Annotated in this window: 24 protein-coding genes, 1 pseudogene and 1 riboswitch; of the genes and pseudogenes, 15 read left to right on the forward strand and 10 right to left on the reverse strand. The window is 70.2% G+C overall.

Annotated features, from left to right (window positions below; genetic code table 11):
- Nucleotides 1-107: 107 nt before the first annotated feature.
- Nucleotides 108-1,220 (forward strand): annotated as a pseudogene (locus tag J7I98_RS42520) (IS630 family transposase).
- Between the two features lie 7 nt (nucleotides 1,221-1,227).
- On the opposite strand, the gene J7I98_RS03220 reads toward J7I98_RS42520, so the two are convergent.
- The 3 genes from J7I98_RS03220 to J7I98_RS03230 all read right to left on the reverse strand — a co-directional run bounded on the left by J7I98_RS03220 (nucleotide 1,228) and on the right by J7I98_RS03230 (nucleotide 4,482).
- A complete protein-coding gene (locus tag J7I98_RS03220; RefSeq protein ID WP_214916564.1) occupies nucleotides 1,228-2,307 on the reverse strand; it encodes a prenyltransferase in 1,080 nt (359 codons plus the stop codon).
- On the reverse strand, nucleotides 2,304-3,041 hold the full coding sequence (locus J7I98_RS03225) for a class I SAM-dependent methyltransferase (RefSeq protein WP_214916567.1): 738 nt from the start codon (nucleotides 3,039-3,041) through the stop codon (nucleotides 2,304-2,306). The genes J7I98_RS03220 and J7I98_RS03225 overlap by 4 nt, the downstream gene beginning before the upstream one ends.
- Nucleotides 3,042-3,135: 94 nt before the next feature.
- Nucleotides 3,136-4,482 carry a glycosyltransferase family 4 protein gene (locus tag J7I98_RS03230; protein ID WP_214916570.1) on the reverse strand — a complete coding sequence of 449 codons (1,347 nt, stop codon included), beginning with the start codon at nucleotides 4,480-4,482 and terminating at the stop codon, nucleotides 3,136-3,138.
- Between the two features lie 230 nt (nucleotides 4,483-4,712).
- On the opposite strand from J7I98_RS03230, the gene J7I98_RS03235 reads away from it, so the two are divergent.
- The 3 genes from J7I98_RS03235 to J7I98_RS03245 are packed head-to-tail and all read left to right on the forward strand — an operon-like array spanning nucleotide 4,713 to nucleotide 5,945.
- Nucleotides 4,713-5,321 carry a TetR family transcriptional regulator gene (locus J7I98_RS03235; RefSeq protein ID WP_214916574.1) on the forward strand — a complete coding sequence of 203 codons (609 nt, stop codon included), beginning with the start codon at nucleotides 4,713-4,715 and terminating at the stop codon, nucleotides 5,319-5,321.
- A 43-nt stretch (nucleotides 5,322-5,364) separates the two neighbouring features.
- The gene (locus tag J7I98_RS03240) at nucleotides 5,365-5,568 is read left to right on the forward strand and encodes a hypothetical protein (RefSeq protein ID WP_214916577.1); all 204 of its coding nucleotides are present in this window, start codon (nucleotides 5,365-5,367) and stop codon (nucleotides 5,566-5,568) included.
- A complete protein-coding gene (locus J7I98_RS03245; protein WP_214916579.1) occupies nucleotides 5,565-5,945 on the forward strand; it encodes a hypothetical protein in 381 nt (126 codons plus the stop codon). Before J7I98_RS03240 ends, J7I98_RS03245 begins: the two co-directional genes overlap by 4 nt.
- Nucleotides 5,946-5,961: 16 nt before the next feature.
- Here the strand turns inward: J7I98_RS03245 and J7I98_RS03250 are convergent, their stop codons facing one another.
- The gene (locus J7I98_RS03250) at nucleotides 5,962-6,195 is read right to left on the reverse strand and encodes a ferredoxin (RefSeq protein ID WP_214916603.1); all 234 of its coding nucleotides are present in this window, start codon (nucleotides 6,193-6,195) and stop codon (nucleotides 5,962-5,964) included.
- Nucleotides 6,195-7,655 carry an aldehyde dehydrogenase gene (locus tag J7I98_RS03255; protein ID WP_214916605.1) on the reverse strand — a complete coding sequence of 487 codons (1,461 nt, stop codon included), beginning with the start codon at nucleotides 7,653-7,655 and terminating at the stop codon, nucleotides 6,195-6,197. The genes J7I98_RS03250 and J7I98_RS03255 overlap by 1 nt, the downstream gene beginning before the upstream one ends.
- Nucleotides 7,656-7,810: 155 nt before the next feature.
- On the opposite strand from J7I98_RS03255, the gene J7I98_RS03260 reads away from it, so the two are divergent.
- The 7 genes from J7I98_RS03260 to J7I98_RS03290 all read left to right on the forward strand — a co-directional run bounded on the left by J7I98_RS03260 (nucleotide 7,811) and on the right by J7I98_RS03290 (nucleotide 15,623).
- A complete protein-coding gene (locus J7I98_RS03260; RefSeq protein ID WP_214916608.1) occupies nucleotides 7,811-8,848 on the forward strand; it encodes an MBL fold metallo-hydrolase in 1,038 nt (345 codons plus the stop codon).
- A gap of 80 nt (nucleotides 8,849-8,928) precedes the next feature.
- Nucleotides 8,929-9,002: riboswitch (cobalamin riboswitch) on the forward strand.
- A gap of 107 nt (nucleotides 9,003-9,109) precedes the next feature.
- Nucleotides 9,110-10,351, forward strand: a complete 1,242-nt coding sequence (locus J7I98_RS03265; protein ID WP_214916612.1) for a prenyltransferase/squalene oxidase repeat-containing protein — start codon at nucleotides 9,110-9,112, stop codon at nucleotides 10,349-10,351.
- Nucleotides 10,348-11,034 (forward strand): SCO2322 family protein, encoded by a 687-nt coding sequence (locus J7I98_RS03270; RefSeq protein ID WP_214916616.1) that lies wholly within the window; start codon nucleotides 10,348-10,350, stop codon nucleotides 11,032-11,034. The genes J7I98_RS03265 and J7I98_RS03270 overlap by 4 nt, the downstream gene beginning before the upstream one ends.
- 47 nt (nucleotides 11,035-11,081) lie before the next feature.
- Nucleotides 11,082-12,263: an energy-coupling factor transporter transmembrane component T gene (locus J7I98_RS03275; RefSeq protein WP_214919031.1), complete on the forward strand. Its 1,182-nt coding sequence runs from the start codon at nucleotides 11,082-11,084 to the stop codon at nucleotides 12,261-12,263.
- The gene (locus J7I98_RS03280; RefSeq protein ID WP_214916619.1) at nucleotides 12,260-14,137 is read left to right on the forward strand and encodes an ABC transporter ATP-binding protein; all 1,878 of its coding nucleotides are present in this window, start codon (nucleotides 12,260-12,262) and stop codon (nucleotides 14,135-14,137) included. The genes J7I98_RS03275 and J7I98_RS03280 overlap by 4 nt, the downstream gene beginning before the upstream one ends.
- The gene (locus tag J7I98_RS03285) at nucleotides 14,134-14,946 is read left to right on the forward strand and encodes an ECF transporter S component (RefSeq protein WP_214916622.1); all 813 of its coding nucleotides are present in this window, start codon (nucleotides 14,134-14,136) and stop codon (nucleotides 14,944-14,946) included. The genes J7I98_RS03280 and J7I98_RS03285 overlap by 4 nt, the downstream gene beginning before the upstream one ends.
- Nucleotides 14,947-15,212: 266 nt before the next feature.
- On the forward strand, nucleotides 15,213-15,623 hold the full coding sequence (locus tag J7I98_RS03290) for a transglycosylase SLT domain-containing protein (RefSeq protein ID WP_214916635.1): 411 nt from the start codon (nucleotides 15,213-15,215) through the stop codon (nucleotides 15,621-15,623).
- A 67-nt stretch (nucleotides 15,624-15,690) separates the two neighbouring features.
- On the opposite strand, the gene J7I98_RS03295 is transcribed toward J7I98_RS03290, so the two are convergent.
- Nucleotides 15,691-16,860 (reverse strand): steroid 3-ketoacyl-CoA thiolase, encoded by a 1,170-nt coding sequence (locus tag J7I98_RS03295; RefSeq protein WP_214916647.1) that lies wholly within the window; start codon nucleotides 16,858-16,860, stop codon nucleotides 15,691-15,693.
- 238 nt (nucleotides 16,861-17,098) lie between these two features.
- Between J7I98_RS03295 and J7I98_RS03300 the strand changes: the two genes are divergently transcribed.
- Nucleotides 17,099-18,343 carry a cytochrome P450 gene (locus J7I98_RS03300; RefSeq protein WP_214919033.1) on the forward strand — a complete coding sequence of 415 codons (1,245 nt, stop codon included), beginning with the start codon at nucleotides 17,099-17,101 and terminating at the stop codon, nucleotides 18,341-18,343.
- Nucleotides 18,344-18,621: 278 nt separating this feature from the next.
- Complete coding sequence (locus J7I98_RS03305; RefSeq protein WP_214916650.1) at nucleotides 18,622-19,326, forward strand: pyridoxamine 5'-phosphate oxidase family protein; 705 nt, start codon at nucleotides 18,622-18,624, stop codon at nucleotides 19,324-19,326.
- Here the strand turns inward: J7I98_RS03305 and J7I98_RS03310 are convergent.
- Nucleotides 19,224-21,302 carry a bifunctional glycosyltransferase 87/phosphatase PAP2 family protein gene (locus J7I98_RS03310; RefSeq protein ID WP_214916653.1) on the reverse strand — a complete coding sequence of 693 codons (2,079 nt, stop codon included), beginning with the start codon at nucleotides 21,300-21,302 and terminating at the stop codon, nucleotides 19,224-19,226. The genes J7I98_RS03305 and J7I98_RS03310 overlap by 103 nt on opposite strands.
- A 227-nt stretch (nucleotides 21,303-21,529) precedes the next feature.
- Between J7I98_RS03310 and J7I98_RS03315 the strand changes: the two genes are divergently transcribed.
- Nucleotides 21,530-21,883 carry an antibiotic biosynthesis monooxygenase gene (locus tag J7I98_RS03315; RefSeq protein ID WP_214916665.1) on the forward strand — a complete coding sequence of 118 codons (354 nt, stop codon included), beginning with the start codon at nucleotides 21,530-21,532 and terminating at the stop codon, nucleotides 21,881-21,883.
- 74 nt (nucleotides 21,884-21,957) lie between these two features.
- Here J7I98_RS03315 and J7I98_RS03320 read toward each other — a convergent pair whose 3' ends face one another.
- Nucleotides 21,958-22,320, reverse strand: coding sequence for a hypothetical protein (locus J7I98_RS03320; RefSeq protein WP_251020081.1), 363 nt, complete (start codon nucleotides 22,318-22,320; stop codon nucleotides 21,958-21,960).
- Entirely contained in the window at nucleotides 22,320-22,988 is a 669-nt protein-coding gene (locus tag J7I98_RS03325; RefSeq protein WP_251020082.1) for a hypothetical protein, read from the reverse strand. The genes J7I98_RS03320 and J7I98_RS03325 overlap by 1 nt, the downstream gene beginning before the upstream one ends.
- Nucleotides 22,989-23,092: 104 nt before the next feature.
- Between J7I98_RS03325 and J7I98_RS03330 the strand changes: the two genes are divergently transcribed.
- Nucleotides 23,093-23,569: a GNAT family N-acetyltransferase gene (locus J7I98_RS03330; protein WP_214916686.1), complete on the forward strand. Its 477-nt coding sequence runs from the start codon at nucleotides 23,093-23,095 to the stop codon at nucleotides 23,567-23,569.
- 39 nt (nucleotides 23,570-23,608) lie between these two features.
- On the opposite strand, the gene J7I98_RS03335 is transcribed toward J7I98_RS03330, so the two are convergent.
- The gene (locus J7I98_RS03335) at nucleotides 23,609-25,684 is read right to left on the reverse strand and encodes an MDR family MFS transporter (RefSeq protein WP_214916700.1); all 2,076 of its coding nucleotides are present in this window, start codon (nucleotides 25,682-25,684) and stop codon (nucleotides 23,609-23,611) included.
- Nucleotides 25,685-25,738 lie beyond the last annotated feature (54 nt).

Consider the following 25,738-nt stretch of genomic DNA (forward strand, 5'->3'; position numbering starts at 1 on the left):
TTCTGGCGCATCACACTAGTGCCGGATCAGGCAACGTTTGCCCTGTCGTGATGTGACGCGCCGTCCGGGTGCTGTGCCGGGAGGCGCGTCACGGCCACCCTGTCGGGGTGGCGATACGAGTGCGGGTCCGTGAGATCGATGACGACGAGGGCCGCCGGTTGCTGCGGATCATCCGCAGGGGTACCGGGTCGGTGGTGACCTGGCGGCGGGCCCGGATGGTGTTGCTGTCCGCGCAGGGCATGCCGGTGGCGAAGATTGCCGAGTGTCGTTCACCAGCGACGACCGGGTCCGCGATGTGATCCACAACTTCAACGCCAACGGCTTCGACTCGCTCTATCCGAAGTACAAGGGCGACCGGCCCAAAGTGTTCACGCTGCCCGAGCGGCGCGAGATCAAGAAGATCGCCAAGTCCAAGCCCACCGAACACGACCTGCCGTTCTCGACCTGGAGTCTGACCAAGCTGGCGGACTTCCTGGTTGCCGAGGGGGTGGTCGACGACATCAGCCACGAGGGCCTGCGCATCCTGCTCCGCGAGGAAGGCGTCTCCTTTCAACGCCTGAAGACCTGGAAATCCTCCCGGGACCCGGACTACGCGGCCCTGAACACCTCTACGCGATCGCCGACGGCGAGGTCATACCCGAGGCCGACGACCCCGACGTCGTCTTCTGCATGGACGAGTTCGGACCCCTCAACCTGATGCCCCACCCGGGCCGGCAGTGGGCCGAACGCGGCGGCAAGCACAAGAACCCCGAACGGGAGCCCCGCCGCCGGGCCACCTACAACCGCTGCGGCGGAGTGCGGAACCTGTTCGCCGCCTGGACCTGGCCCGGGACAGGCTCTACGGCCACATCAAGCCGGTCAAGAAGCGCACCCAGTTCCTGGAGTTCTGCCGCTACCTGCGCAGCCTCTACCCGCCCGAGGTCCGCCTCGCGATCATCTGCGACAACTTCTCACCGCACCTGACCACGAAGCGGTGCCAGCGCGTCGGCACCTGGGCCGCGGCCAACAATGTCGAGATCGCCTACACCCCGACGAACTCCTCCTGGCTCAACCGGATCGAGGCCCAGTTCACCGCCCTGCACTACTTCACCCTCGACGGCACCTACCATGGCGACCACAAGGAACAGGGCAGCATGATCCGCCGCTACATCATCTGGCGAAACCGCCACGCCGACGACCGGAGCCTACGCGCTGTCGTCGACAGGGCCAACGCTGCCTGACACGGCACTAGCAGCAGTCCGGGTCCAGGCCCAGCGGCAGCCGTTCGCCGCTGAAGACAGCGGTCGTCGCCTCGTCTCCCCCCAGAGCCGCCACCGCCAGCAGCAGCGAGCCCGCCGTCCACGTGGTGAGCTCCTCGGGCCATACCGCCCGGTTGCCCTCGAAGACGTAACCCGTCCAGTACATGCCGCCCTCGGCGCGCAGGTGCTGGATCGACTGGAGGATTTCCAGGGCCCGGTCCGACTCGCCCATCACCCAGAGCGCCAGGGCCAGTTCGCAGCTTTCGCCGCCCGTCACCCACGGGTTGGGCAGCACGCACCGCACGCCCAGACCGGGGACCACGAACGCGTCCCAGTGGCCCTCGATACGCTCCTTGGCCTCGGCGTCCGTCAGCGCGCCGCCGAGGACCGGGTAGTACCAGTCCATCGAGTAGTGGCTCTTGTCCAGGAACCGCTCCGGGTGGCGCCGGATGGCATGCCGGAGGGCGCCGACCGCCAACTCCCAGTCCGGCTGCGGCTCTTCGCGCTGCTCGGCAATGGCGAGCGCGCAGCGCAGCGCCTGGTGGATGGAGGAACTGCCGGTCAGCAGCGCGTCGTTGACGGGTGTGCCCCCTTCCTCGGGGGACTCGCGCTTCCAGCCGATCTCGCCGCCGGGCTGCTGGAGGGCCAGTACGAACTCGGTCGCCGCGTAGACGGCGGGCCACATCCGGTCGATGAAGGCGTCGTCGCCGGTGGCGATGTAGTGGTGCCAGACGCCGACGGCGATGTAGGCACAGAAGTTGCTCTCGCGGCCGCGGTCGGTGACCCGCTCCGCGTCGCCGTCGTCGTACGCCGCGAACCAGGAGCCGTCCGTGTTCTGGTGCCTGGCCAGCCACTCGTAGGCGCGGGCCGCGGCCTCGTGCTCGCCCGCCGCGTCGAGCGCCATGGCGGCCTCGGTGTGGTCCCACACGTCGAGGTGATGGCCGCGGAACCACGGAATGGCGCCGTCCTCGCGCTGTGCGGCGAGGATGCCCGCCACCGTCTCGGCGGCCTCGTCGGCGGTGAGCACACCGGGCAGGACGAGGTGTTCCGTACGTCCGGGACTTGTCACTTGGCGGCCGCCGCGACCGGCAGATGCGGCTTGGTCGCGTACGCCACGAAGCTCTTGCCTACGACCGGGTTGAGGGCCTGTTCGGCGAGCCGCGTGACCAGGGGCTTCTTCATGATGTCCCAGACCAGGAGCTTGTGGTAGGCGCGGACCGGCAGCGCCTTGTCGTTGTCGACGCCGAAGGCGCACTTGAGCCACCAGTAGGGGCTGTGGAGTGCATGCGCGTGGTGGGTGCCGTACGGCTTGAGGCCCGCTTCCCGCATCTTGCCGAGCAGCTCGTCGGCCTTGTAGATGCGGATGTGGCCGCCCTCGACCTCGTGGTACGCGTCGCTCAGCGCCCAGCAGATTTTCTCCGGGCCGTAGCGGGGCACGGTGACGGCGATACGGCCGCCGGGCTTCAGGACGCGGACCATCTCCGCGAGGACGCCCTTGTCGTCGGGGATGTGCTCCATGACCTCGGAGATGATCACGACGTCGAAGGACTCGTCGGGGAAGGGGAGGTTCAGGGCGTCGCCCTCCATGGCGGTGGCGGTCGCCCCCTCGGGCGCCTCCCCGGCCTCCTTCATCGCGGCGAACCACTTGGCGACCTCGCGGATCTCCTCGCCGTTCTGGTCGAGGGCCACCACCTGGGCGCCGCGCCGGTAGCACTCGAAGGCGTGCCGGCCTGCGCCGCAGCCCAGGTCGAGCACGCGGTCGCCCGCGGCGAGCGGGAAGCGGGAGAAGTCCACGGTCAGCACGAGGTCTGCCCTTCCGGGTGGTGGGGTGGGTTACGGGGTTACGGTCGGCTTCGCGTCTGCGTCCGGGGCAGACGGCTTCGCGGCTGGCAGTGCCTCACCTGGCTGCCCCGCGTACCGCCGCCTGGGCCGCGATCCGTTCGCGGTAGAGCTCTGCGGTGCCCTGGGCGGCCTTGGCCCAGGTGAACCTGGCCAGCACCCGGTCCCGTCCGGCCGCTCCCAGCCTCCGGCGCAGGTCGGCGTCGTCCAGCAGCCGGCCGAGACCGGCGGCCAGCGCGCCCGCGTCGCCGGGCGGTACGGCGAGGCAGGTCTCGCCGTCCGTTCCCGTGACCTCGGGGATCGCGCCGCCGGTCGTGGCGACGAGCGGGGTGCCGGTGGCCATCGCCTCGGCCGCGGGGAGCGAGAAGCCTTCGTACAGGGAAGGGACGCAGGCGATCTGGGCGCCGCGTACCAGGTCCACGAGTTCGGCGTCGGTGATGCCCTTGACGAACTCGACGGCGTCCTGGAGCCCGTACCGCGCTATGGCCTGCGCGACCGGGCCGTCCTCCGCACGCCTGCCGACGACGACGAGGTGGGCGGCCGGGTGCTCGGTGCGGAGCTTGGCGAGCGCCTCGACGAGGTGGATGAGCCCCTTGAGCGGTACGTCCGCGCTGGACGTCGTGACGATCCGCCCCGGGATCTCGGCGACGGACGGGTCGGGCGACCAGAGGTCGGTGTCCGCGCCGATGTGCACGACGTGGATACGGTCCGGCCGCACCCCGAGATGGTCGACGATCTCCTGCTGCGAGGAGCCGGAGACGGTGAGCACGGAGGGCAGTCGGCGCGCGACGCGCTTCTGCATGCGGGTGAAGCCGTACCAGCGGCGTACGGAGGCGCGCTTGCGGCGGCTCTCGGCGGCGTCGAGTTCGAGCTGCCGGTCCACCGTGATGGGGTGGTGGATGGTGGTGACCAGGGGGGCGCCGAGGTCGCCGAGGAGGCCGTAGCCGAGCGTCTGGTTGTCGTGGATGACGTCGAAGTCGCCGCGACGGGCGGCGAGATGGCGCTTGGCGCGGAGCGAGAAGGTGAGCGGTTCGGGGAATCCGCCGGTCCACATGGTCGCGACTTCGAGGGCGTCGATCCAGTCGCGGTACTCGTCGCGCTTGGGCGTGCGGAAGGGGTCGGGGCTGCGGTACAGGTCGAGGCTGGCCAGCTCGGTGAGCGGCACGCCCTCGTCGAGTACGGGGTAGGGCTGGGAGCCGAGGACCTCGACGCTGTGGCCCAGGCGGGCGAGCTCGCGGGAGAGGTGGCGTACGTAGACGCCCTGGCCTCCGCAGAAGGGGTTGCCCTTGTAGGTGAGGAGTGCGATGCGCAGTGGGCGGTCGCCGTCGCGGTCGCGGTCGCTGTTGCGGTCGACGTTGCTGGGGGCCCCCGCGTGGGGGCCCGCTTCTATGGCCTCAGCGGTCACACTCGGCCCCCTTCTCAACTGCTCTTTCACCGGAGCGTAGCCGCAAGCGCTAACCTAGAACAAGTTTCAGTATGGATCGTTGGACGAGCTCTGAATCTACCGGCAGGTAGCGCAACCGTAAGCGCCGGATCAGGTGATTCGCGCCACGACGGGTGCCCTGCCATGCTGTGCCACCCGGGGGTCCCACTCCCCCACGCCGGCGTACGGACAAATGCCATGGAATGGGACGCATGACAGCGGAAGTCAAGCCCTCGTCGCCTCCTCTGACGGAACGTCAGGAGGCTCGCCGCCGCCGGATCCTGCACGCCAGCGCGCAACTGGCCAGCCGGGGCGGCTTCGACGCGGTTCAGATGCGGGAGGTCGCCGAGTCGTCGAGCGTCGCGCTGGGCACGCTCTACCGCTACTTCCCGTCCAAGGTCCACCTGCTGGTCGCCACCATGCAGGACCAGCTGCAGCACATGCACACCACGCTGCGCAAGCGGCCGCCGGGCGGGGAGAGCGCGTCGGAGCGGGTCGCCGAGACGCTGATGCGCGCCTTCCGGGCGCTTCAGCGGGAGCCGCAGCTGGCGGACGCGATGGTGCGGGCGCTTACGTTCGCCGACCGCAGCGTCAGCCCGGAGGTGGACACGGTGTCGCGGCAGACGACGGCGATCATTTTGGACGCGATGGATTTGGCGGGGACGCCTACGCCGGAGCAGTTGTCGGCGGTGCGGGTCATTGAGCACACGTGGCACTCGGCGTTGATTACCTGGCTTTCGGGGCGGGCGTCGATCGCCCAGGTGAAGATCGACATTGAGATGGTTTGCCGGTTGATCGACCTGACGTCAACCGACGATTGACCGTTGCTATCACCATCGATTGCATTCCTGATAGCATCGCTGCATGCCGATGATCACAGTGGAATTCACCGAGGAAGAGCTTGCCGAGGCCAAGGCCCACGCCGCCTCGCTCGGCAAGTCCATGCGCGCACACGCTCACGACATAATCGTCTCCGATGCCCAGCGGGCGGCGTTCCTGAACGGCGCCGACGAGACTGTCGCCTACTACATGGACGTCTTCAAGGACGCACCTGAGGGGCAGCGTTGAGCCCTGCCATCCGCGTCGACGCGGGCTGGATCCTCGAAATCCAGACGCGCGTATCGCCCGTCAATACCCCCATCGCCGACTGGGGCGCGCTCGACACCATGGCCAAGCGCCATATGTTCGAGCAGCCTCACGGGCAGCTGTACTACGAAGCACCTGCCGCCCGAGCGGCCACTTTTCTCCACAGCGCGGTTCTCCTGCGACCGTTCGCGGACTACAACTCGGTGATCGGCTGGGCATGCGCCGAGCGGTACATGATCGCGTCGGGCGAGCCCATCAGACCGCCGAAGCCGGACGAGGTCCACCTCCTCACGGGTGCGATCCGGGCGCAGGAGGCTACTCTCCGCGATATCGCCCGAGCCATCACCGGCTGGCAGTGAACACCAGGGGACCGGTCTACTCCTCAGGCGGAAAGACCGGCTCCCCGCCCTCCAGCAGTGTGATCGCGATCGCCTCGACGGGGCAGCCCTCGGCGGCCGCAAGCACCCTCTCGTTCGCGTCCATGTCCGGTTCGGACGGGTGTGACTGGCGGGCCGCGTCCAGGGCGAAACCGCCCGGGGCCAGGTTCACGCACATGCCAGAGCCGATGCACACGCCCCGGTCGACCTCGACGTGCCAGCGGTCTCCCATCACGCCTCCCCGTGGCCCGCCGGCAGGTGGATCATTTTGTGCTCCAGGTACTCGCTGTAGCCCTCGGGACCGAACTCCCGCCCCACGCCGGAGTTCTTGTAGCCGCCGAAGGGGCCGAGCATGTCGATGCTGAAGGTGTTCACTGAGTACGTGCCGGTCCTGACCCGGCGTGCGATGTCGATGCCGTGCTCGACGTCGGCGGTCCATACGCTGCCGCTGAGCCCGTACTCGGAGTCGTTGGCGATCCGTACCGCCTCGCGCTCGTCGTCGTACGGGAGAAGACAGATGACCGGGCCGAAGATCTCCTCGCGGGCGATGCGCATCGAGTTGTCGACCCTGCCGAAGAGCGTCGGTTCGACGTACCAGCCCTGCTGCATGCCCGCCGGGCGGCCGCCGCCCGTAAGGATCTTCGCGCCTTCCTCCTGGCCGATCCTGATGTAGTCGAGGGACCGTTGCTGCTGGCGCCGGGCGACCAGCGGGCCCACTTCGGTCGCCGGGTCGAGCGGGTCGCCGACCTTCAGCGCGCCCGCCGCCGAGGCGAACGCGTCGGCGAACTCGTCGTAGCGGGAGCGCGGGGCGAGGATGCGGGTCTGGGCCACGCAGGCCTGGCCGTTGATCATCCAGGCGAACGGGGCGATGCCCGCGACGGTCGTCGCCAGATCCGCGTCCGGCAGGATCACGGCGGCGGACTTGCCGCCCAGTTCCAGCGTCACGCGGGTGAGATTGCGCGAGGCCACCTCCATGACGCGCTTGCCCGCCCCCACCGATCCGGTGAACGACACCTTGTCGACCCCCGGATGCCCGACCAGGTATTCGCTGACCTCGCGGTCGGCCGGGATGATGGAGAGGACCCCTTCGGGGAGACCCGCCTCGGTGGCTATCTCGGCCAGGATGTACGCGTCGAGCGGCGTCTCCGGCGACACCTTCAGCACGGCCGTGCAGCCCGCGAGCAGCGCGGGCGCGAGCTTGGCCGCCGCAGTGAACTGCGGGACGTTCCACGGCACGACGGCCGCGACCACGCCGACCGGCTCGCGTCGTACCAGAATCGAGCCGAGTACGCCGGTCCGCCGGACTTCGTACGGGAAGTCGCGCGCGACGGTGATCGTCGCGTCCCAGACCATCATCGCGGCGAGCGCCTGCATCATCACGCTCGCGGTGTACGGCGTGCCGTTCTCGGAGCTGATCGACCTGGCGATCTCCTCGTGCCGTACGGCGATCGCGTCCTTGATGCGCGTGACGACCGCGATCCGCTCGTCCAGCGGCATCCTCGGCCAGGGGCCGTCGTCGAACGCGGTGCGCGCCGCGGCGACCGCGCGGTCGACGTCGGCCCGGGACGCATGCGGTACGCGGCCGATGACCTGCTCGGTGTGGGGCGAGATCACCTCGATGACATCCGTGCCGAGCGGATCTACCAACTGCCCGCCGATGTACAGCTTTCCGTGCTCCACAAGCTCGGTCATGACTGACGCCTCGCCTTCACCCGCAGCTGACGGTGTTTCAGAACTGATACCAGTTCTAGTGGCGGGAGTCCATGGACCGAACCCTTTGCAAAGAAGTCGACCTGGGCGACTATTGAAACGAGTTCTAGTGTTGAGGGATCAGGGATTGGGGACACATGTCGCAGGTGACCGAGCACGGCGGTGGCGTGTGGTCCATCAAGGTCCCCATCCCGGACAACCCCCTCGGCCACACCCTGGTGCACCTGCTCGACACCGACCGGGGCCCGGTCCTGATCGACACCGGCTGGGACGACCCGGCCTCCTGGGACACCCTGGCCGCCGGTCTCGCCTCCCTCGACGTGGCCGTCACCGACATCCACGGCGTCGTCATCACGCACCACCACCCCGACCACCACGGCCTGTCCGGGCAGGTACGGGACGTATCCGGTGCCTGGATCGCGATGCACGCCGCCGACACCGAAGTCGTACGCCGTACCCGCAGCGCGGAACCGGGCACCTGGCTCGACTACATCACCGCGAAACTCACCGCGGCCGGGGCCCCCTACGACCACCTCGCCCCCCTCCGTGCCGCCCGCGAATCCGGCCGCATGCGTACCCTCCCCGGCCTCGGGGCGGCCCTCCCCGACCGCGAGATCGTCCCCGGCGACCTGCTGCCCCTGGCCGGCCGGCGCCTGCGCGCCGTCTGGACGCCGGGCCACACGCCCGGCCATGTGTGCCTCCACCTGGAAGAGACCCACCCGGCGGGCCTGCCCGGCAACGGCCGCCTCTTCTCCGGCGACCACCTCCTGCCCGGCATCACCCCGCACATCGGCCTGTACGAGGACCCCGACGACGCCACCGTCACCGACCCCCTGGGCGACTACCTCGACTCCCTCGAACGCATCGCCCGCCTCACCCCGGCCGAAGTGCTCCCCGCCCACCAGCACGCCTTCACCGACGCCCCCGGCCGCGTCGATGCACTCCTCGCCCACCATGACGAGCGCCTCACCGGGCTCCGCGCACTCCTCGCCACCCCGCTCACCCCCTGGCAGCTCGCCGAGCGCATGGAGTGGAACCGGCCCTGGGACCAAATCCCGTACGGGTCGCGGAACATCGCCGTCTCGGAGGCCGAGGCCCATCTGCGGCGCCTGGTGAAGCTGGGCCACGCGGAGGCGGTGCCGGGCAGCGACCCGGTGACGTACATCGCCGTATGAGCAGCGGAGCCCCCACGCCCGCCCCGGGCCTGCTTGCTACGGGTCGGTAGAGTGGGCGCGTCGTCATCATGCCCGTCCTGGGGGAAGCCGGTGCAAATCCGGCACTGACCCGCAACCGTATGCCGCTCCTGGTGGGCGGTTAGTCGGAACACCCTGTCCGGCATGACTGGCTCGGCACCGTCGAGGTATACGGGGCCGGAGCCTGGTGCGTGGTCTGCGTGCTTGTGCCCGGCTCCTCAGCAGGAGAGGCCCCCGCCCGTCATGACCCTTCGCCGCAGCGCAGCCATAGTGCTCGCCGCTTCCGCCGTACTGTGCGCTGCCGCCGCCCCGGTCGCAGTCGCTGCCCCGACCCCCAAGCCTCCCGTGGTGCCGTCCGGTCTGTACGGCGCCAAGGACCCGACGTACGACGGTGTCTGGCGGCAGTCGCTGGCCCTCCTCGCCCAGGACACGGTGGGCGTCGAGCCCGCCGCGAAGGCCGTGAACTGGCTGGCCGGGCAGCAGTGCGACAGCGGTGGTTTCGCGTCCTTCCGCGCCGACGCCGCCGAGCCGTGCACCGCGAAGACCATGATGGACAGCAACGCCACCGCGGCCGCCGTGCAGGCACTGAGCGCGCTCGGCGGGCAGGACGCCGTTGTGAAGAAGGGCGTCGGCTGGCTGAAGTCCGCGCAGAACCAGGACGGCGGCTGGGGCTACAACCCGGGCGGCCCGAGCGACTCCAACTCCACGTCGGTCGTGATCGGCGCGCTGGCCGCTGCGGGCGAGAAGCCCGGCGAGGTGAAGTCGCAGAAGGGCAAGTCGCCGTACGACGCGCTCGTGACGTTCGCGATCCCGTGCGACGCGAAGAAGGGCGGCGGCGCGTTCGCGTACCAGCCGGACAAGGCCGGGAAGCTCGCGCCCAACGACGACGCGACAGCGGCGGGTGTACTGGGCGCGCTCGGCCAGGGACTGGCTGCCCAGGGCAAGAAGGACGGCGCGAAGGCGGAGTGCGCCGAGGCGGCCGGGAAGCCGACTCCCGCGCAGGCCGCGGCCAACGGCGCGGCGTACCTGACCGGCGTACTCGCCAAGACCGGGCACCTCGACACGCCGCCCATGCCCGGCGCCGAGAACCCCGAGACGCAGCCCGACTTCGGCAACACGGCGGACGCCGTCGTCGCACTGGCCGCGCAGGGCGGGGCCGACCAGGCGAAGAAGCCGCTGGAGTGGCTGAAGAAGAACTCCGCGGCGTGGGCGAAGGAGAACGGCCCGGCCGCGTACGCCCAGCTGGTCCTCGCCGCGAACGCGACCGGCACCGACCCCCGGAACTTCGGCGGCACCGACCTGGTCAAGGCGCTCAACGCGACCGGTCCCGCGCCGCAGGAGACGAAGGCCGGTGAGGAGAAGAAGGACAGTGCGGACGATGACGGCGGCTTCGCCGGGTGGTGGATCGTCGCTGTCTTCTTCATCGCCAGTGCCGGCGTCGGCATCCTGTTCAGCGGCCGCAAGAAGAAGAACGCGCAGCTGTGACCCGTACCCGGCTTGCCGCCTCCGTCCTCGCGCTCGGCGTCGTTCTTACGGTGCTGGGCGGCGGGGCGGGCTCCGCGCAGGCGGCAACCGGCTACCGCTACTGGTCGTTCTGGGTCGGCGACGGCGGGAAGTGGACGTACGCGACGCAGGGGCCTGCCGGCCTGCGGCCCGCCGACGGTGATGTGATCGGCTTCCGGTTCTCGGTGAGCGAGGACTCGCAGGAATCCGCGAAGCCGCGCCGCGCGGCCGGCTTCGACGCGATCTGCGGCAAGTCGCCCGAGTCCGCCAAGGCCGGTTCCGACGGCGGCTCCAAGCGGATCGCGCTCGTCATCGACCCCGGTACGGCGGCCGACGCTCCGGCCGGCGAGCAGCCGCCCGCGCTGCGTACCGCATGCGCGCGGGTCGGCGCGGACGCGACGAGCGCCGACGCGCTCGCCTCGGTGGCGAAGCCGCTGCGCTACAACAGCGGGGCGCTGCTCTGCGCGATCTCGGGGTACCCGAAGACGGGCTGCGGGGAGCAGGTGTCCGACGGGGGCGCGGACATGTCCGCCCGGCCCGCCATCTCCGTCAAGACCGACGACGGCAACGGAAGCGGACCCTCCGCAGGGCTGCTCGTCGGCCTCGCCGCCGTGCTCGGGCTGGGCGCGGCGGGGGTGTGGCGGGCGCGGCGCCGGCGCGGATGACGCGAATGACCCGGATGACGCGGAATCGGCTGATCTCGATGACGTCCATGGCCTCGCTGCGCTCTCTGACCTCATTGACCTCATTGACCTCGCAGACCTCCAAGGCCCTCCGCGCGCCCGAAGCGAACCGCAGCAACGCCCTGCACGCCGGGGCCTGGTGGCTGTGGGCGCTCGGACTTGCCGCAGCCGCTTCCCGGACCACCAACCCGCTGCTGCTCGGGATGCTGGTGGGAGTGGCGGGGTACGTGGTGGCGGCGCGCAGGACGGATGCGCCGTGGGCGCGTTCGTACGGTGCGTTCGTCAAGCTCGGGCTGGTCGTCATCGGGATCCGGCTGGTCTTCTCCGCCTTCCTCGGCTCACCGATCCCGGGCATCCACACCGTCTTCTCGCTGCCCGAAGTGCCGCTGCCCGGCTGGGCACAGGGCGTGCGGATCGGCGGGCGGGTGACTGCCGAACAGCTGGTCTTCGCCCTGTACGACGGGGCGAAGCTGGCCACGCTGCTGATCTGCGTGGGCGCCGCGAACGCGCTCGCCAATCCGGCGCGGCTGCTCAAGTCCCTGCCCGCCGCGCTGTACGAGGCCGGGGTCGCGGTCGTCGTCGCGATGACCTTCGCGCCGAACATGGTCGCCGATGTCGTACGGCTGCGTACCGCGCGCCGCCTGCGCGGGCGTCCGACCGGCGGGGTCAAGGCCGTTCTCCAGATCGGGCTGCCCGTACTTGAGGGCGCCCTGGAACGGTCGGTCGCGGTGGCCGCGTCGATGGACGCGCGCGGCTACGGGCGCACCGCCCAGGTACCGCCCGCCGTGCGCCGTACGACGACCGCGCTGACGCTGGGCGGGCTGCTCGGTGTGTGCGCCGGGTCGTACGGGCTGCTGGCCGCCGAGGGGGCGGCGTACGGTCTGCCGGTCCTGGTGGCCGGGCTCGTAGCCGCGATGGCGGGCCTGCGGCTGGGTGGCCGACGCAGCGTCCGTACCCGCTACCGGCCCGACGAGTGGGGTGTGCGGGCGTGGCTGGTGGCCGGGTCGGGTGCGGCGGTCGCGGCGCTGATGATCTGGGCGGGTTCGTGCGATCCGGAGGGGCTGCAGCCGGGGGTTGTGCCGCTGGTGGCGCCGGAGTTCCCGCTGTGGCCGGCGGCGTCCGTCCTGATCGGCTTGCTGCCGGCTTTTGTGGCTCCCGTGGCTCCCCTCGCTCCCGTGACCCCCGTACAGAAAGCGAATCAAGGCCTGTGATCCGGTTCGAGAATGTGTCGGTCCGCTACGGCGATGCTGCCGCGCCCGCGATCCAGGGTGTCGATCTCACGGTGCCCGAGGGTGAGCTCGTGCTGCTCGTCGGCCCGTCGGGGGTCGGCAAGTCGACTCTGCTGGGTGCGGTTTCCGGGCTCGTACCCCACTTCACGGGGGGCACCCTGCGCGGCCGCGTCACGGTCGACGGGCGTGACACCCGTACGCACAAGCCGCGCGAACTGGCGGATCTCGTCGGCACGGTGGGCCAGGACCCGCTCGCGCACTTCGTCACCGACACCGTCGAGGACGAGCTGGCGTACGGCATGGAATCGCTGGGCCTCGCGCCGGCTGTCATGCGACGCCGGGTCGAGGAGACGCTGGATCTGCTGGGCCTGGCGGAGCTCAGGGACCGCCCGATCGCCACGCTGTCCGGCGGCCAGCAGCAGCGCGTGGCGATCGGCTCGGTCCTGACGCCGCACCCGAAGGTGCTGGTCCTGGACGAGCCGACGTCGGCGCTGGATCCGGCGGCGGCGGAGGAGGTGCTCGCGGTGCTGCAACGTCTGGTGCACGACCTCGGGACGACGGTGCTGATGGCGGAGCACCGGCTTGAGCGGGTCGTGCAGTACGCGGACCAGGTCATTCTGCTGGCGGCGCCGGGCGAGGCGCCGCGCATGGGTGCGCCGGCCGAGATCATGGCGGTGTCGCCGGTGCATCCGCCCGTGGTGGGGCTTGGGCGCCTCGCGGGCTGGGACCCGCTGCCCCTTTCTGTACGGGATGCGCGGCGGGGGGCGGCGGATCTGCGGGCACGGCTGGCCGGCGCGGAGGCGGACTTTGTTCCCCACCCCGCCCCTTCCCGAAACTGGGGGGCAAGCCCCCAGCGCCCCGGGACGCCCTTCGGGCGTGGTCCTCAAACGCCGGACGGGCTGGAAAATCCAGCCCCTGGGGGTCCCCCCTGGACGCAGTCCTTGGGGGAGTTTGAGGAGCGGGGTCTGGGGCGGAGCCCCAGTTTCGGGAAGGGGCGGGGTGGGGAAAGACTCGCCCGCCTGCTGCGCCGCAGCACGGAGCACCGCCGTGACGCGTCAACGGCGTCCGGGGCGGAAAGCCCGTCGCAGGCGCACCGCATCGCAGCCATCGCAGCGCTCGGCGTCCGCCGCGACCGTGTCGAGGCCCTCCGACGGGTCGACCTGACCGTCTCCCCGGGCGAAACCATCGCCCTCATGGGCCGCAACGGCGCCGGCAAATCCACCCTCCTCTCCGCCCTCGTCGGCATGATCGAGCCCACCTCCGGCTCCGTGAGCGTCGGCGGCCGCACACCCCACCGCACCCAGCCCCGCGAGATGGTCCGCCAGGTCGGGCTCGTTCCGCAGGAGCCGCGCGATCTGCTGTACGCCGACACGGTCGCCGCCGAGTGCGCCGCGGCCGACAGCGACGCGGGCGCCGAGCCCGGGAGCTGCCGCGCACTGGTGACCGCGCTCCTCCCGGACGTACAGGACGCCACGCATCCGCGCGACCTGTCCGAGGGCCAGCGCCTCGCCCTGGCCCTGGCCATCGTGCTCACCGGGCGCCCCCCGCTCCTCCTCCTCGACGAGCCGACGCGCGGCCTGGACTACGCGGCGAAGGCCCGCCTGGTCGGGCTGCTGCGCGCCCTGGCCGCCGACGGGCACGCGATCGTACTGGCGACGCACGACGTCGAGCTCGCCGCAGAGCTCGCCCACCGGGTCGTGATCCTCGCCGACGGCGAGGTCGTCGCGGACGGCCCGACGGCCGAGGTCGTCGTCTCCTCCCCCGCCTTCGCCCCGCAGGTCGCGAAGATCCTCGCGCCGCAGAAGTGGCTGACCGTCGCGCAGGTGCGCGACGCACTGGGAGGAGGAGCCGCATGACCACCGCGCGCCCCGTGCGCCTCGGCCCCCGGTCGGTCGCCGCGCTCCTGCTCATCAGCGCGATCGGCGTCATCGCCTTCGGCTGGCCGCTGCTCGCCGACTCCGCCTCCGGGCTCGCCCACTCGCAGGACGCCCCCTGGCTGTTCGCCGCGCTGCTCCCGCTCCTCGTCGCGGTCGTGGTCGCGACGATCACCGACTCCGGGCTCGATGCGAAGGCCGTCGCGATGCTGGGCGTGCTGGCGGCCGTGGGGGCGGCGCTGCGCCCGCTCGGGGCGGGGACAGCGGGTCTGGAGCCGATGTTCTTCCTGATGGTGCTGAGCGGCCGCGTCCTCGGCCCGGGCTTCGGCTTCGTACTCGGCTCGGTGACGATGTTCGCGTCCGCGCTGCTCACGGGTGGTGTCGGGCCGTGGATGCCGTTCCAGATGCTGGCCATGGGCTGGTTCACGATGGGCGCGGGCCTGCTGCCGGGAGCGGAGAGGCTGCGCGGCCGCGCGGAGCTGGCGATGCTGGCGGCGTACGGCTGCGCTGCCGCCTTTCTCTACGGCACGATCATGAACCTCCAGGGCTGGCCGTACTTGGGCAGCGACTCCAGTGGCATCTCCTTCGACCCCGACGATCCGCTGCACGAGAACCTGGCCCGCTTCCTCGCGTACTGCGTCGCCACATCCCTCGGATGGGACCTGGGCCGGGCCACGCTCACCGTCGTACTGACGCTCACGATCGGCGCGACTCTCCTCAAGGCGCTGCGCCGGGCCACGCGCCGTGCGGCCTTCGAGGCGCAGGTCACATTTGACGGTCCGGGGCGGTGAGAGGGCCCACAGGACCTTGGTCCTCAACTAGCCCGGGTAGTAGGCGCAGGGACCCCTCAAGGGACCCCGTCACACCTCTCTGACCTGCGCAGACAGGTGCTAGCGCACCCGTAGGCCGTTATGCCTGATTTGCCGGTTCTGCTAGTAAGCAGGGTGATTGCAGCGGGCTCTCAGGCCTGCTTCATTGGAGCAGTCGCCGAGCGCAGCACCACCGGCCGCAACGGCCCGCGCCGCGACATCCCTTGTTCCCGACGTTAGGCATCCACGTGTCCTTCTCCTTCGCCAACCGCCTCTCCGCCCGCCAGAAGTCCGTTGCCGTCGGCGCCGCCGCGCTCCTCGGTTCCGTGGGCGTGGTGATGGGTGGAGCCGGCTCCTCCGAGGCCGCAGCCGCGACCCCGCAGTCGATCGCGAAGAAGATGATCCCGGACAACGCGCAGTACCAGTGCTTCGACAAGATCGTGTCGCACGAGAGCGGCTGGAACCCGCAGGCCAGCAACGCGTCGTCCGGCGCCTACGGCCTGGTCCAGGCGCTGCCCGCCTCCAAGATGTCGTCCGCGGGCGCCGACTGGAAGACCAACCCGGCCACGCAGATCAAGTGGGGCCTGGACTACATGAACGAGCGCTACGGCAGCCCGTGCGAGGCCTGGGGCTTCTGGCAGTCCAACGGCTGGTACTGAGCCGACCGGCCGGCCACCCTCGACGAGTCGCCCCTGTGGTCGGCCACCCCCCGGCCGACCACCCCCGCTACAGCCGCTGAATGATCGTCCCCGTCGCGAGCGCACCGCCCGCACACATGGTGATGAGCGCGAACTCCTTGTCGCGCCGCTCCAGTTCGTGCAGGGCGGTGGCAATCAGCCGAGCGCCGGTCGCCCCCACCGGGTGGCCGAGCGCGATCGCCCCGCCGTTGACGTTGACCTTCTCCAGGTCCTGCTCGAAGACCTGAGCCCAGCTCAGCACCACTGAAGCGAAAGCCTCGTTGATCTCGACGAGGTCGATGTCCTTGAGCGACATGCCCGCCTTGCCGAGCACCGCCCGGGTCGCGTCGATCGGCCCGTCGAGGTGGAAGTGCGGGTCCGCGCCGACCAGCGCCTGGGCGACGATTCGGGCGCGCGGCTTGAGCTTGAGGGCCCGCGCCATCCGCTTGGACGCCCACATGATGGCGCTCGCGCCGTCCGATATCTGCGAAGAGTTGCCGGCCGTGTGAACCGCGGTCGGCATCACGGGTTTCAGCCCCGCCAGCGCCTCCATCGAGGTGTCGCGCAGCCCCTCGTCGCGGTCGACGAGCCGCCACATGCCCTGCCCTGCCGCCTGTTCCTCCTCGGTCGTCGGCACCTGCACGGCGAAGGTCTCGCGCTTGAAGCGCTCCTCGGCCCAGGCGGTAGCGGCCCGTTCCTGCGAGATGAGCCCGAGCGAGTCGACGTTCTCGCGTGTCAGCCCTCGGTTACGGGCGATCCGCTCGGCAGCCTCGAACTGATTGGGCAGGTCGACATTCCACTCGTCCGGCCACGGCTTCCCCGGCCCGTGCTTGGACCCCGATCCCAGCGGAACCCGCGACATGGCCTCGACGCCGCAGCTGATGCCCACGTCGACGACCCCCGCGGCGATCATGTTGGCCACCATGTGACTGGCCTGCTGGGACGAGCCGCACTGGCAGTCCACGGTGGTCGCTGCGGTCTCGTACGGCAGCCCGACCGCGAGCCAGGCATTGCGCGCCGGGTTCATGGACTGCTCGCCGGCGTGGGTGACCGTACCGCCGACGATCTGCTCGACGCAGTCGGCGTGTATGCCGGTACGGCCGAGGAGTTCGCGGTAGGTCTCGCCCAGCAGATAGGCCGGGTGGAGGTTGGCGAGCGCGCCTCCGCGCTTGCCGATGGGGGTGCGTACGGCTTCGACGATGACGGGTTCCGCGGCCATGAGCTCGTCCTCTCCTAACCCGTAGGACGTCCCGGCGCCCACGGCAGGCTTCGAACTAGTACGCGTTCTAGTTCTCTCAGCAGTCTTATGAGTGGCACCCGGCAGCGCAAGGGTCTTGCACGCCTTGTACACGCTCTCCACACGCAACAGATGACGCCGCGACCCTTGCCACTTGTAGAACCCGTTACTACATTCCGGGCAACTTCTGATGGGCCGTCAGACAGACATGGAGCTGCCGATGCACTGCCCTGCGCTGCCCGAAGGGTTCGACTTCACCGACCCAGACCTGCTCCAAGACCGCGTACCGCATCCGGAGTTCGCGCAGATGCGGCAGACCGCCCCGGTGTGGTGGTGCGCGCAGCCGCCCGGCATCTCCGGCTTCGACGACGAGGGCTACTGGGCGGTGACGCGGCACGCGGACGTGAAGTACGTATCCACGCACCCGGAGCTCTTCTCCTCGAACACCAACACCGCGGTCATCCGCTTCAACGAGACGATCAGCCGCGACCAGATCGAGGTCCAGAAGCTCATCATGCTCAACATGGACCCGCCGGAGCACACGAGGGTCCGTCAGATCGTCCAACGCGGCTTCACGCCGCGCGCCATACGTTCTCTCGAAGACGCCCTGCGCAACCGCGCGCGCTCGATCGTCGAGACGGCGATCGCGAACGCCTCGTCCGACGGCTCCTTCGACTTCGTCACCAACATCGCGGTCGAACTCCCCCTCCAGGCCATCGCCGAACTCATCGGCGTACCGCAGGAGGACCGGACCAAGATCTTCGACTGGTCCAACAAGATGGCGGCGTACGACGATCCGGAGTACGCCATCACCGAAGAGGTCGGCACCGAGGCCGCCATGGAGATCGTCTCGTACTCGATGAACCTCGCGGCCGCCCGCAAGGAGTGCCCGGCCAAGGACATCGTCTCCACGCTGGTCGCGGCGGAGGGTGAAGGGAACCTGGGCTCCGACGAGTTCGGCTTCTTCGTCATCCTGCTGGCGGTGGCCGGCAACGAGACGACGCGCAACGCGATCAGCCACGGCATGCACGCCTTCCTGACGCATCCCGAGCAGTGGGAGCTCTACAAACGGGAGCGTCCGGAGACGGCGGCCGAGGAGATCGTGCGCTGGGCGACGCCGGTGGTCTCCTTCCAGCGGACGGCCACCCAGGACCTGGAACTCGGCGGTCAGGACATCAAGAAGGGCGACCGGGTCGGGCTCTTCTACTCCTCGGCGAACAACGACCCCGAGGTGTTCGCCGACCCTGAGGCCTTCGACATCACCCGCGACCCCAACCCGCATCTCGGCTTCGGCGGCGGCGGACCGCACTTCTGCCTCGGCAAGTCGCTGGCCGTACTGGAGATCAACCTCATCTTCAACGCGATCGCGGACACCCTTCCGGACCTGCGACTCGCGGGCGACCCGCGCAGGCTGCGCTCGGCGTGGCTCAACGGCATCAAGGAACTCCAGGTCAGCCACCCCTGAACCGGGCCCGGACCCTTCCGGCCGACCCCGGACATGGGAGGTGGGGGCTCATCCCCCTACGCTCCGCCCCCACCTCCCGCCGGGATCCCCGAGTGGTGATCTACGACGCTCCGGTGGATCCTGGCTGGACGCGACGATCCGCCTTGGGGGCGAGGCCGCAACATGCCTCGCCCCCGAACGCGTGCGCGAGAGAGTAGCCGCCCGCAACCTCTTGAGTCATCCGCCACTCAACTGAAAGAGTCGACTTGCTAGATCAATTCGACTGAATCGGTGGAGAAATGAGCCCGGCGGAACAGAATCAGCAGCTGGCAGTGACCGAGCGCACCCGGCACCGCCGCCTGCGCGAGCAGGGCAGCACCGCCCGTGACGACCTCGACGCCGTCCTGCGAGCAGGGTTCGTCTGCCACCTCGGGGTGGTCGTCGACGGGACACCGATGGCCGTACCGACCGTGTACGGCGTGGACTTCGGCACCCGGACGCTGTACGTCCACGGGTCCGTCGCCAGCCGCAGCCTCGCGCAGGCACCCGACACCACCGTCTGCGTCACCGTCACCCACATCGACGGCCTGGTCCTCGCCCGCTCCGTCTTCGAGCACGGCGTCAACTACCGCAGCGCCATGGTCTACGGCATACCCGAGCTGGTCACCCGGCGCTCCGACCCCGACGCCCTCCTGCACGGGCTGCAAGTCGTCACCGAGCACTGTGCGCCCGGCCAGTGGGACTACGCGCGCCGCCCCAACGCCAAGGAGCTCGCGGCGACTTCACTGCTCGCGCTGCCGCTCGACGAAGCGTCCGTCAAGATCGCGTCGGGCCCGCCGGAGGACGGGGAGGGGCCCGACGGCGAGTTGGGGCTGTGGGCCGGGGTGGTCCCCATGCGCACCTACTTCGACGTACCGGAGCCCGATCCCGCGCTCCCGGCCGGGACTTCCGTGCCGCCGCACATCTCCGCGATGGGGACCTGGGCTTCCGCAGAACCGGTCTGACCCCCCTGACCGGACACAACCAGGCCGCGCGGGCCCGCCAGCGCGTACGTCAGCCAGAAGCCCGCGGCCACCACCGCCGCCCCGCCCACCGCGTCCAGCACCCAGTGGTTGGCGGTGGCGACGATCGCGCAGAGCGTGAGCAGCGGGTGGAGCATCACCAGCAGCTTCATCCACAGCTTCGGTGCGAGCAGCACGACGATCACCCCGCACCACAGCGACCAGCCGAAGTGCAGTGAGGGCATCGCCGCGTACTGGTTGGTCACCGAGGTCATCGCGCCGTACTCCGGATGGGCGAAGTCCTGCGGCCCGTGCACCGTGTCGACGTAACCGAGGCCCGGCATCAGGCGGGGCGGCGCGAGCGGGTAGAGCCAGAAGCCGACCAGCGCGATCACGGTCGCGAGGGCGAGCGAGGTGCGGGCCCAGCGGTAGTCGGCGGGGCTGCGGACGTACAGCAGGCCGAGGATCACCAGCGGCACCAGGAAGTGGAACGACGTGTAGTGGAAGCTGAGGAGGACCTCGAGCCAGCGGACCTCGACGACCGCCTGGTTGGCCCAGTGCTCGATGTCGATGTGCAGGAACTGCTCCATCGAGAGGATCTGCCGCGCATGCTCCTCGGCGTCGGCGCGGCCGCCGTTCGCGGCGACGCGCACATGCGAATAGGCGGAGTAGCCGACGCGGATCAGCAGCAGTTCGAGGAGGAGGCTGGGGCGGCTGAGGACCCGGCGCCAGAACGGGACCAGCGGCACCCAGCTCCAGCGGCCCGGTACGGGTTTCGCGTAGTCGGTGGGGATCGGGGTCTGCCAGTACGGCGACGTCCTGGACGTGAAGGGGACCGCGCAGGCCGCCGCGAGGGCCGCCACCAGCAGGGCGTTGTCGCGGAGCGGGTGGAGCACCGTCATGTTGGGCAGCATCATCTCGCCCGGCAGGGACATCACCAGGACAACGGCCGCGGGCCACACCATCCGGTCCGATGCTCGCTTGCCGACCCGGCCGGCCACCGCGAGCAGCACCCAGAGCAGCTGGTGCTGCCAGGCCGTCGGCGACACCGCGACCGCGACACAGCCGGTCAGCGCGACGGCGAGCAGCAACTGCCCGTCCTTGGCGTACCGCACCGCGCGCCGCAGGCCGACTACGACGACGGTCGCGGCCAGCAGCAGGAACAGCGCGATCTCCAGCGGGCCCGACAGACCGAGCCGGAGCAGGGCGCCGTGCACCGACTGGTTGGCGAGGGTGCCGGGGTTCCCGCCGAGCCCCGCGCCCACGACATGGTGCACCCAGTACGTCCACGAGTCCTGCGGCATCGCCACCCACGCCAGCGCCGTACAGGCGGCGAACGCGGTCGCCGTGTTGAGCGCGGTGCGTCTTCGCCCCGTCAGCCACAGCAGCGGCGCGAACAGGAGCACGGCGGGCTGGAGGGCCGCCGCGATGCCGATGAGGATGCCTGAATTGCGTTCCCCGCGCGCCTGGAAGCAGCCGAGGAGGACCAGGAGCACCGGGATGATGCTGGTCTGGCCGAGGTGGAGCGTATTGCGGACGGGCAGCGACAGCATCAGCAGGCTGATGGCGACGGGCGCGGCCAGCAGCGCGGTGCGCCGCGAGACGGGGCCGGGCAGCGCACGGGCGGCGGCCACGCCCAGGGCGGCGACGAGGAGCGGCGTTCCGAAGGTCCAGGCGACGCCCAGGGTCTGCTCGGCCGAACGGGCAAGCGGCTTGAGGACGAGCCCGGCGAAGGGCGTTCCGGTGAACCGGTCGGTGTCGTAGAGCGATCCCGTGACCCGCAGAACGCCGTGCTCGCCGATCCAGGTCTCCAGGTCGGTGAGGCGCTCCCCGGGCGGCGTCCGCAGCACCGTCGCGATCTGCCGTACTCCCAGGACGGCCACCACGGCCCAGAGGGCGATCCGCGCCGCTCCGACTCTGACGCCCACCCCGATGGCGCCGACCGCACCGTCCGGCCGCCCCTGCTCCGCCTTCGCCACTCGCGCCGACCCTCCAAGCCGTCCCCGGCACCCTTCGCGTGGGTGCGTAGAGCTCGCACTGCCCTGAGCAGAAGACGCAGGCAACCCGGTCTTCGCCTGACCGTCATCCAGTTTTTTCCGCAGAACGCTGGTGCACACCCTGCCCGGTTCGGTAGGGGGATCGCGACATGGATCACAGGGGGAGGAGTTGGAGTACCCGTTCGCGCGTGTACGGCAGGATGAGAGGCATGAGCGTTGTGAAGATCAATGTGCTGACCGTGCCGGCCGAACAGCGAGAGGTTCTGGAGAAGCGCTTCGCTTCCCGGGCCGGGTCCGTGGAGAACTCCGACGGCTTCGAGTGGTTCGAACTGCTGCGGCCCGTCGAGGGCACCGAGCAGTACCTCGTCTACACCAGGTGGGCGGACGAGGCTTCGTTCCAGGCGTGGATGGAGGGGCCGATGAAGGCCGCCCACCAGGGGGGCGGCCAGGGCGGTGGGCAGGGCGGCAGCGGTGAAGGCGGCGAGCGTCCCAAGCCCGCCGCCTCCGGTTCCACGCTGTGGTCGTTCGAGGTGGTCCAGCAGGCCGCCCCGAAGAAGGCCTGAGGACCCGCCCGAGGACCTTCAGGGGCCTCCTTTACGTCCTGGTCCTGCGTCGGCTAAGTCCTGGTTCTGCGTCGTCAGATCCGCAACAGGCGTTCCGTCACCTCGCGGTACGTGCGCAGGGCGATCCGCAGTACCTCCGTATCGGCCTGGCGGTCTTCGCCCGCCCAGGTCGTACGGAGGGAGCGGCGCCGTTCGTCGACGCTCTCGGTGAGCCTGCGGGTGGTCTCCTCCAGGATGTTGTCGGCCTCTTCGACCGCGCGCCTCGGGCCGTCCACGAACGTGTTGACGGCCTGCTGGAGACGCAGGGTCAGTTTGTCGCGCTCCCCCTGGACGAGCAGCCGGTTCGGGGCGGGCTCCGTGCCGGTCTTCGGTCCGGTCACGGTCTCCGGCGCGATCACGGCCTCGCGTCCGGTTTCGTGTTCGGCTTCGTACGTCATCAGGCCCCACTCCCCTTCGCATGGTGGTGGTGCCGGCCGCCCGAGCCCGCGAACCACGGGGCGGCGCGGGTGGGGCCCACGCGGGTCCTGTCGTGCGAGGCGTGCTGCGGGCGGTGCTTGCCGCTGTCGGCGGGCTTGGCGGTGACCAGGTCCTCGAAGAGCTCCCGCGCTTCGATCATGGCCGCGCGCATCTGTTCCGTACTGCCCTCGCCGTGCGCCGCGAGGTGCACCTCGCGGTAGCCGCCCACGTGCTCCGGGTGGTGCACGGAGAGCGCGGCGACCTGTTCGTCGTACTGGCTGCCTTCCGGGAACCCCCGGTCGGCCGCGAGCCGCGCCAGCAGCCGGTCGGCCTCGGCGACGGCGCGCTGCGGAGAGTCGACGAACTGCTCCTGAACTCCGGCCCAGTGGGCCACGTACTGCTCACGCGTCTCGGCGGTGAGCGGCCGCGGTTCGAGCGCCCCGTGCCGCTTGACGCGCTCGCTCAGCTCCCGCTCCGCCGCTTTCGTGTCGCCGTCATGGCGGGCCACGACCCTGTCGTACTCGGGACCGAACCGCCGCTTCAGCCCGTGCCCGCCGCCGCCCCTGCGCTGTCGGAAGACGACGACTGCGGCGGCGGCAACGACGAGGACGACCACCGCGATCAGGGCGATGATCCAGACTGCTGACATGACTGGCTGCCTTCCCGGTTGTCGGTTTTCGAATGGCTTGTCACACCCCGTGTAGCCGCAAAATCGGTCGCCAAACAGCGCACCCGTCGGGTACAGAGGTGATCATGAGCTGGAGCATCGCCGCCGAGCGCTACGACACCCCTGACGCGACCGCGCTGCGCCGCGACTACTACGACGAGGTGGCCGGCCGTTACTGGGGGCGCCCGGCGACCGTCCAGGAGATCGACGAGGGCCTCACCGACGACGGCGTCGAGCAGCTCGTGTCCCCCACGGGAGCATTCGTCGTCGGCCGGTACGACGGCACGGCCGCCGCCTGTGCCGGTCTGCGGGTGGTCGACGGTGACACCGCCGAGCTGACGCGTGTGTACGTAAGCCCCGCCTTCCGCGGCAGCGGGGGCGGTGGCCTCCTGCTGGCCGCGATCGAGGCGGGTGCCCGCGACTTGGGCGTCAAGCGGATCCGGCTGGACACCAGGAACGACCTGGTCGAGGCGCGTGCGTTGTACGCCAGGCACGGATACGAGGAAGTCCCGGCCTTCAACGACGGGAAGTACGCCGAGCACTGGTTCGCCAAGACGCTGTAAGTGGGCCACCCAGTCCAGCCCGTCAGGTCGGGCAGTCCGTCAGATCGAGTGGTCCCGCTTGGGGCCCGGGCTGTACGGCCGGTCCGCGTCGGTGCCGCTCACCTCTGCGTTCAGCTCCTCGACCAACTTGACCAGATCGGTCGGCCGGTCGGGGCCCCACCAGTCGCCGAGCATCTGCGACAGCGACTCCTCGCGGGCGTGGGCGAGCTTCTCCGCGACCTCCATCCCCTTCTCGGTCAGCAGCAGTTGCAGGCCCTCGCGGCGGGCGAGGCCGCGCTCCTCCACCTGGCGGGACGCGTCGGTGATGACCCGCAGAGGGACCGGGGTGACGTCCGCGAGGAAGGCGGGTTCGACGGCGCCCTCGCGTTTGATGCGCAGCAGCAGCCAGCTGGCCGCGGGCAGCAGGTCGTAGCCCGCTTTCGCGGTGATTTTCTCGTAGACCTTGCGGCGCCCCTCCCTGGTCGCCAGCACCGAGAGGGCGCGTGCGCATTCGTCGTACGAGGAACGCTCGACCGGGTTGGATGCCAGAGTCTGTCCGGCGTCCGGCGCGGTCACCGAGCCGCGCAGCTTGTCCTCCCTGAGGAACCAGGCGACGACGAACGCCACCAGGACGACAGGGGCGGCGTACAGGAAGACGTCGGTGATGGATGTGGAGTACGCGTCCAGGACCGGCGGCTGGAGGTCGGGCGGGAGCTGGGCGATGTCGCGCGGGTCGGCCGCGACCTGGTCGGGGCCGATGCCGGGCGGCAGTTGCTGTCCCTCCAGGGCGTGATCGAGTTTGTCGACCAGCCGGTTGGTGAAGACGGTGCCGAAAATGGCCACGCCGAAGGACGCGCCGATGGAGCGGAAGAAGGTCGCGCCGGAGGTGGCGACGCCCAAGTCGGCGTAAGTGACGGCATTCTGGGCGACCAGCACCAGTACCTGCATGACCAGGCCGAGTCCGGCGCCGAAGACGAAGAAGTAGGCGCTCATCGCCCAGTCGCCGCTGGTCGCGGACAGCTGGTGGAGGAGGAGAAGGCCCAGTGCGGTGATGGCCGTACCGGTGATCGGGAAGACCTTCCAGCGGCCCGTACGGCTGACGATCTGGCCGGACGCGGTCGAGGTGATGAGCATGCCGAGCACCATCGGCAGCATGTGCACGCCGGACATCGTGGGCGTGACGCCCTGCACGACCTGCAGGAACGTCGGAAGGTAGGTCATCGCGCCGAACATCGCGAAGCCGACGATGAAACTGATGACCGCGACGAGCGTGAACGTCCTGATACGGAAGAGCTTCAGCGGCAGGACGGGCTCGGCGGCCTTGCGCTCCACGGAGACGAACCAGACGAGCAGCACGGCGCCGAGGACCGCGAGCCCGATGATCTGCGCCGAGCCCCAGGCCCAGGTGGTGCCGCCGAGGGACGCGACCAGGACCAGGCAGACGGCGACGGACGCGATGAGGGTGGTGCCGAGGTAGTCGATGGTGTGCCGGGTGGTGCGGACCGGGATGTGCAGTACGGCGGCGATCACGAGCAGCGCGACAATGCCGACGGGGATGTTGATGTAGAAGACCCAGCGCCAGCTGAGGTGCTCGGTGAAGAGGCCGCCGAGCAGCGGCCCGAGGACGCTCGTCGCGCCGAAGACCGCGCCGAACAGGCCCTGGTACCTGCCGCGTTCGCGGGGCGGCACGAGGTCGCCGACGATCGCCATCGACAGCACCATCAGGCCGCCGCCGCCCAGTCCCTGGAGGGCGCGGAAGGCGATGAGCTGCGGCATGTTCTGCGCGACGCCGCACAGGACGGAGCCGATCAGGAAGATGACGATCGCGCCCTGGAAGAGCTTCTTGCGGCCGTACTGGTCGCCGAGTTTGCCCCACAGCGGGGTGCCGGCGGTCGCGGCGAGCATGTACGCCGTGACGACCCAGGACAGGTGCTCCATGCCGCCGAGTTCGCTGACGATCGTCGGCAGCGCGGTCGAGACGATGGTCTGGTCGAGCGCGGCGAGCAACATGCCGAGCAGCAGCGCGCCGATGGCGATGAGGACGGTCCTTCGGCTGTCGACCGGGCCCCCTTCGGGACCGGTCCCCGGACCGGCGCCCGGGGCCACTGCCGGGGGTCCGCTCGCATGCTGAGCCATGGACTTCTCCTCGTCCCTGGGGACGTCCCTGCACCTATGTTCCATGGTGATTGT

It is taken from the genome of Streptomyces sp. ISL-98 (assembly GCF_018614055.1).
Taxonomy (GTDB): Bacteria; Actinomycetota; Actinomycetes; order Streptomycetales; family Streptomycetaceae; genus Streptomyces; species Streptomyces spiramyceticus.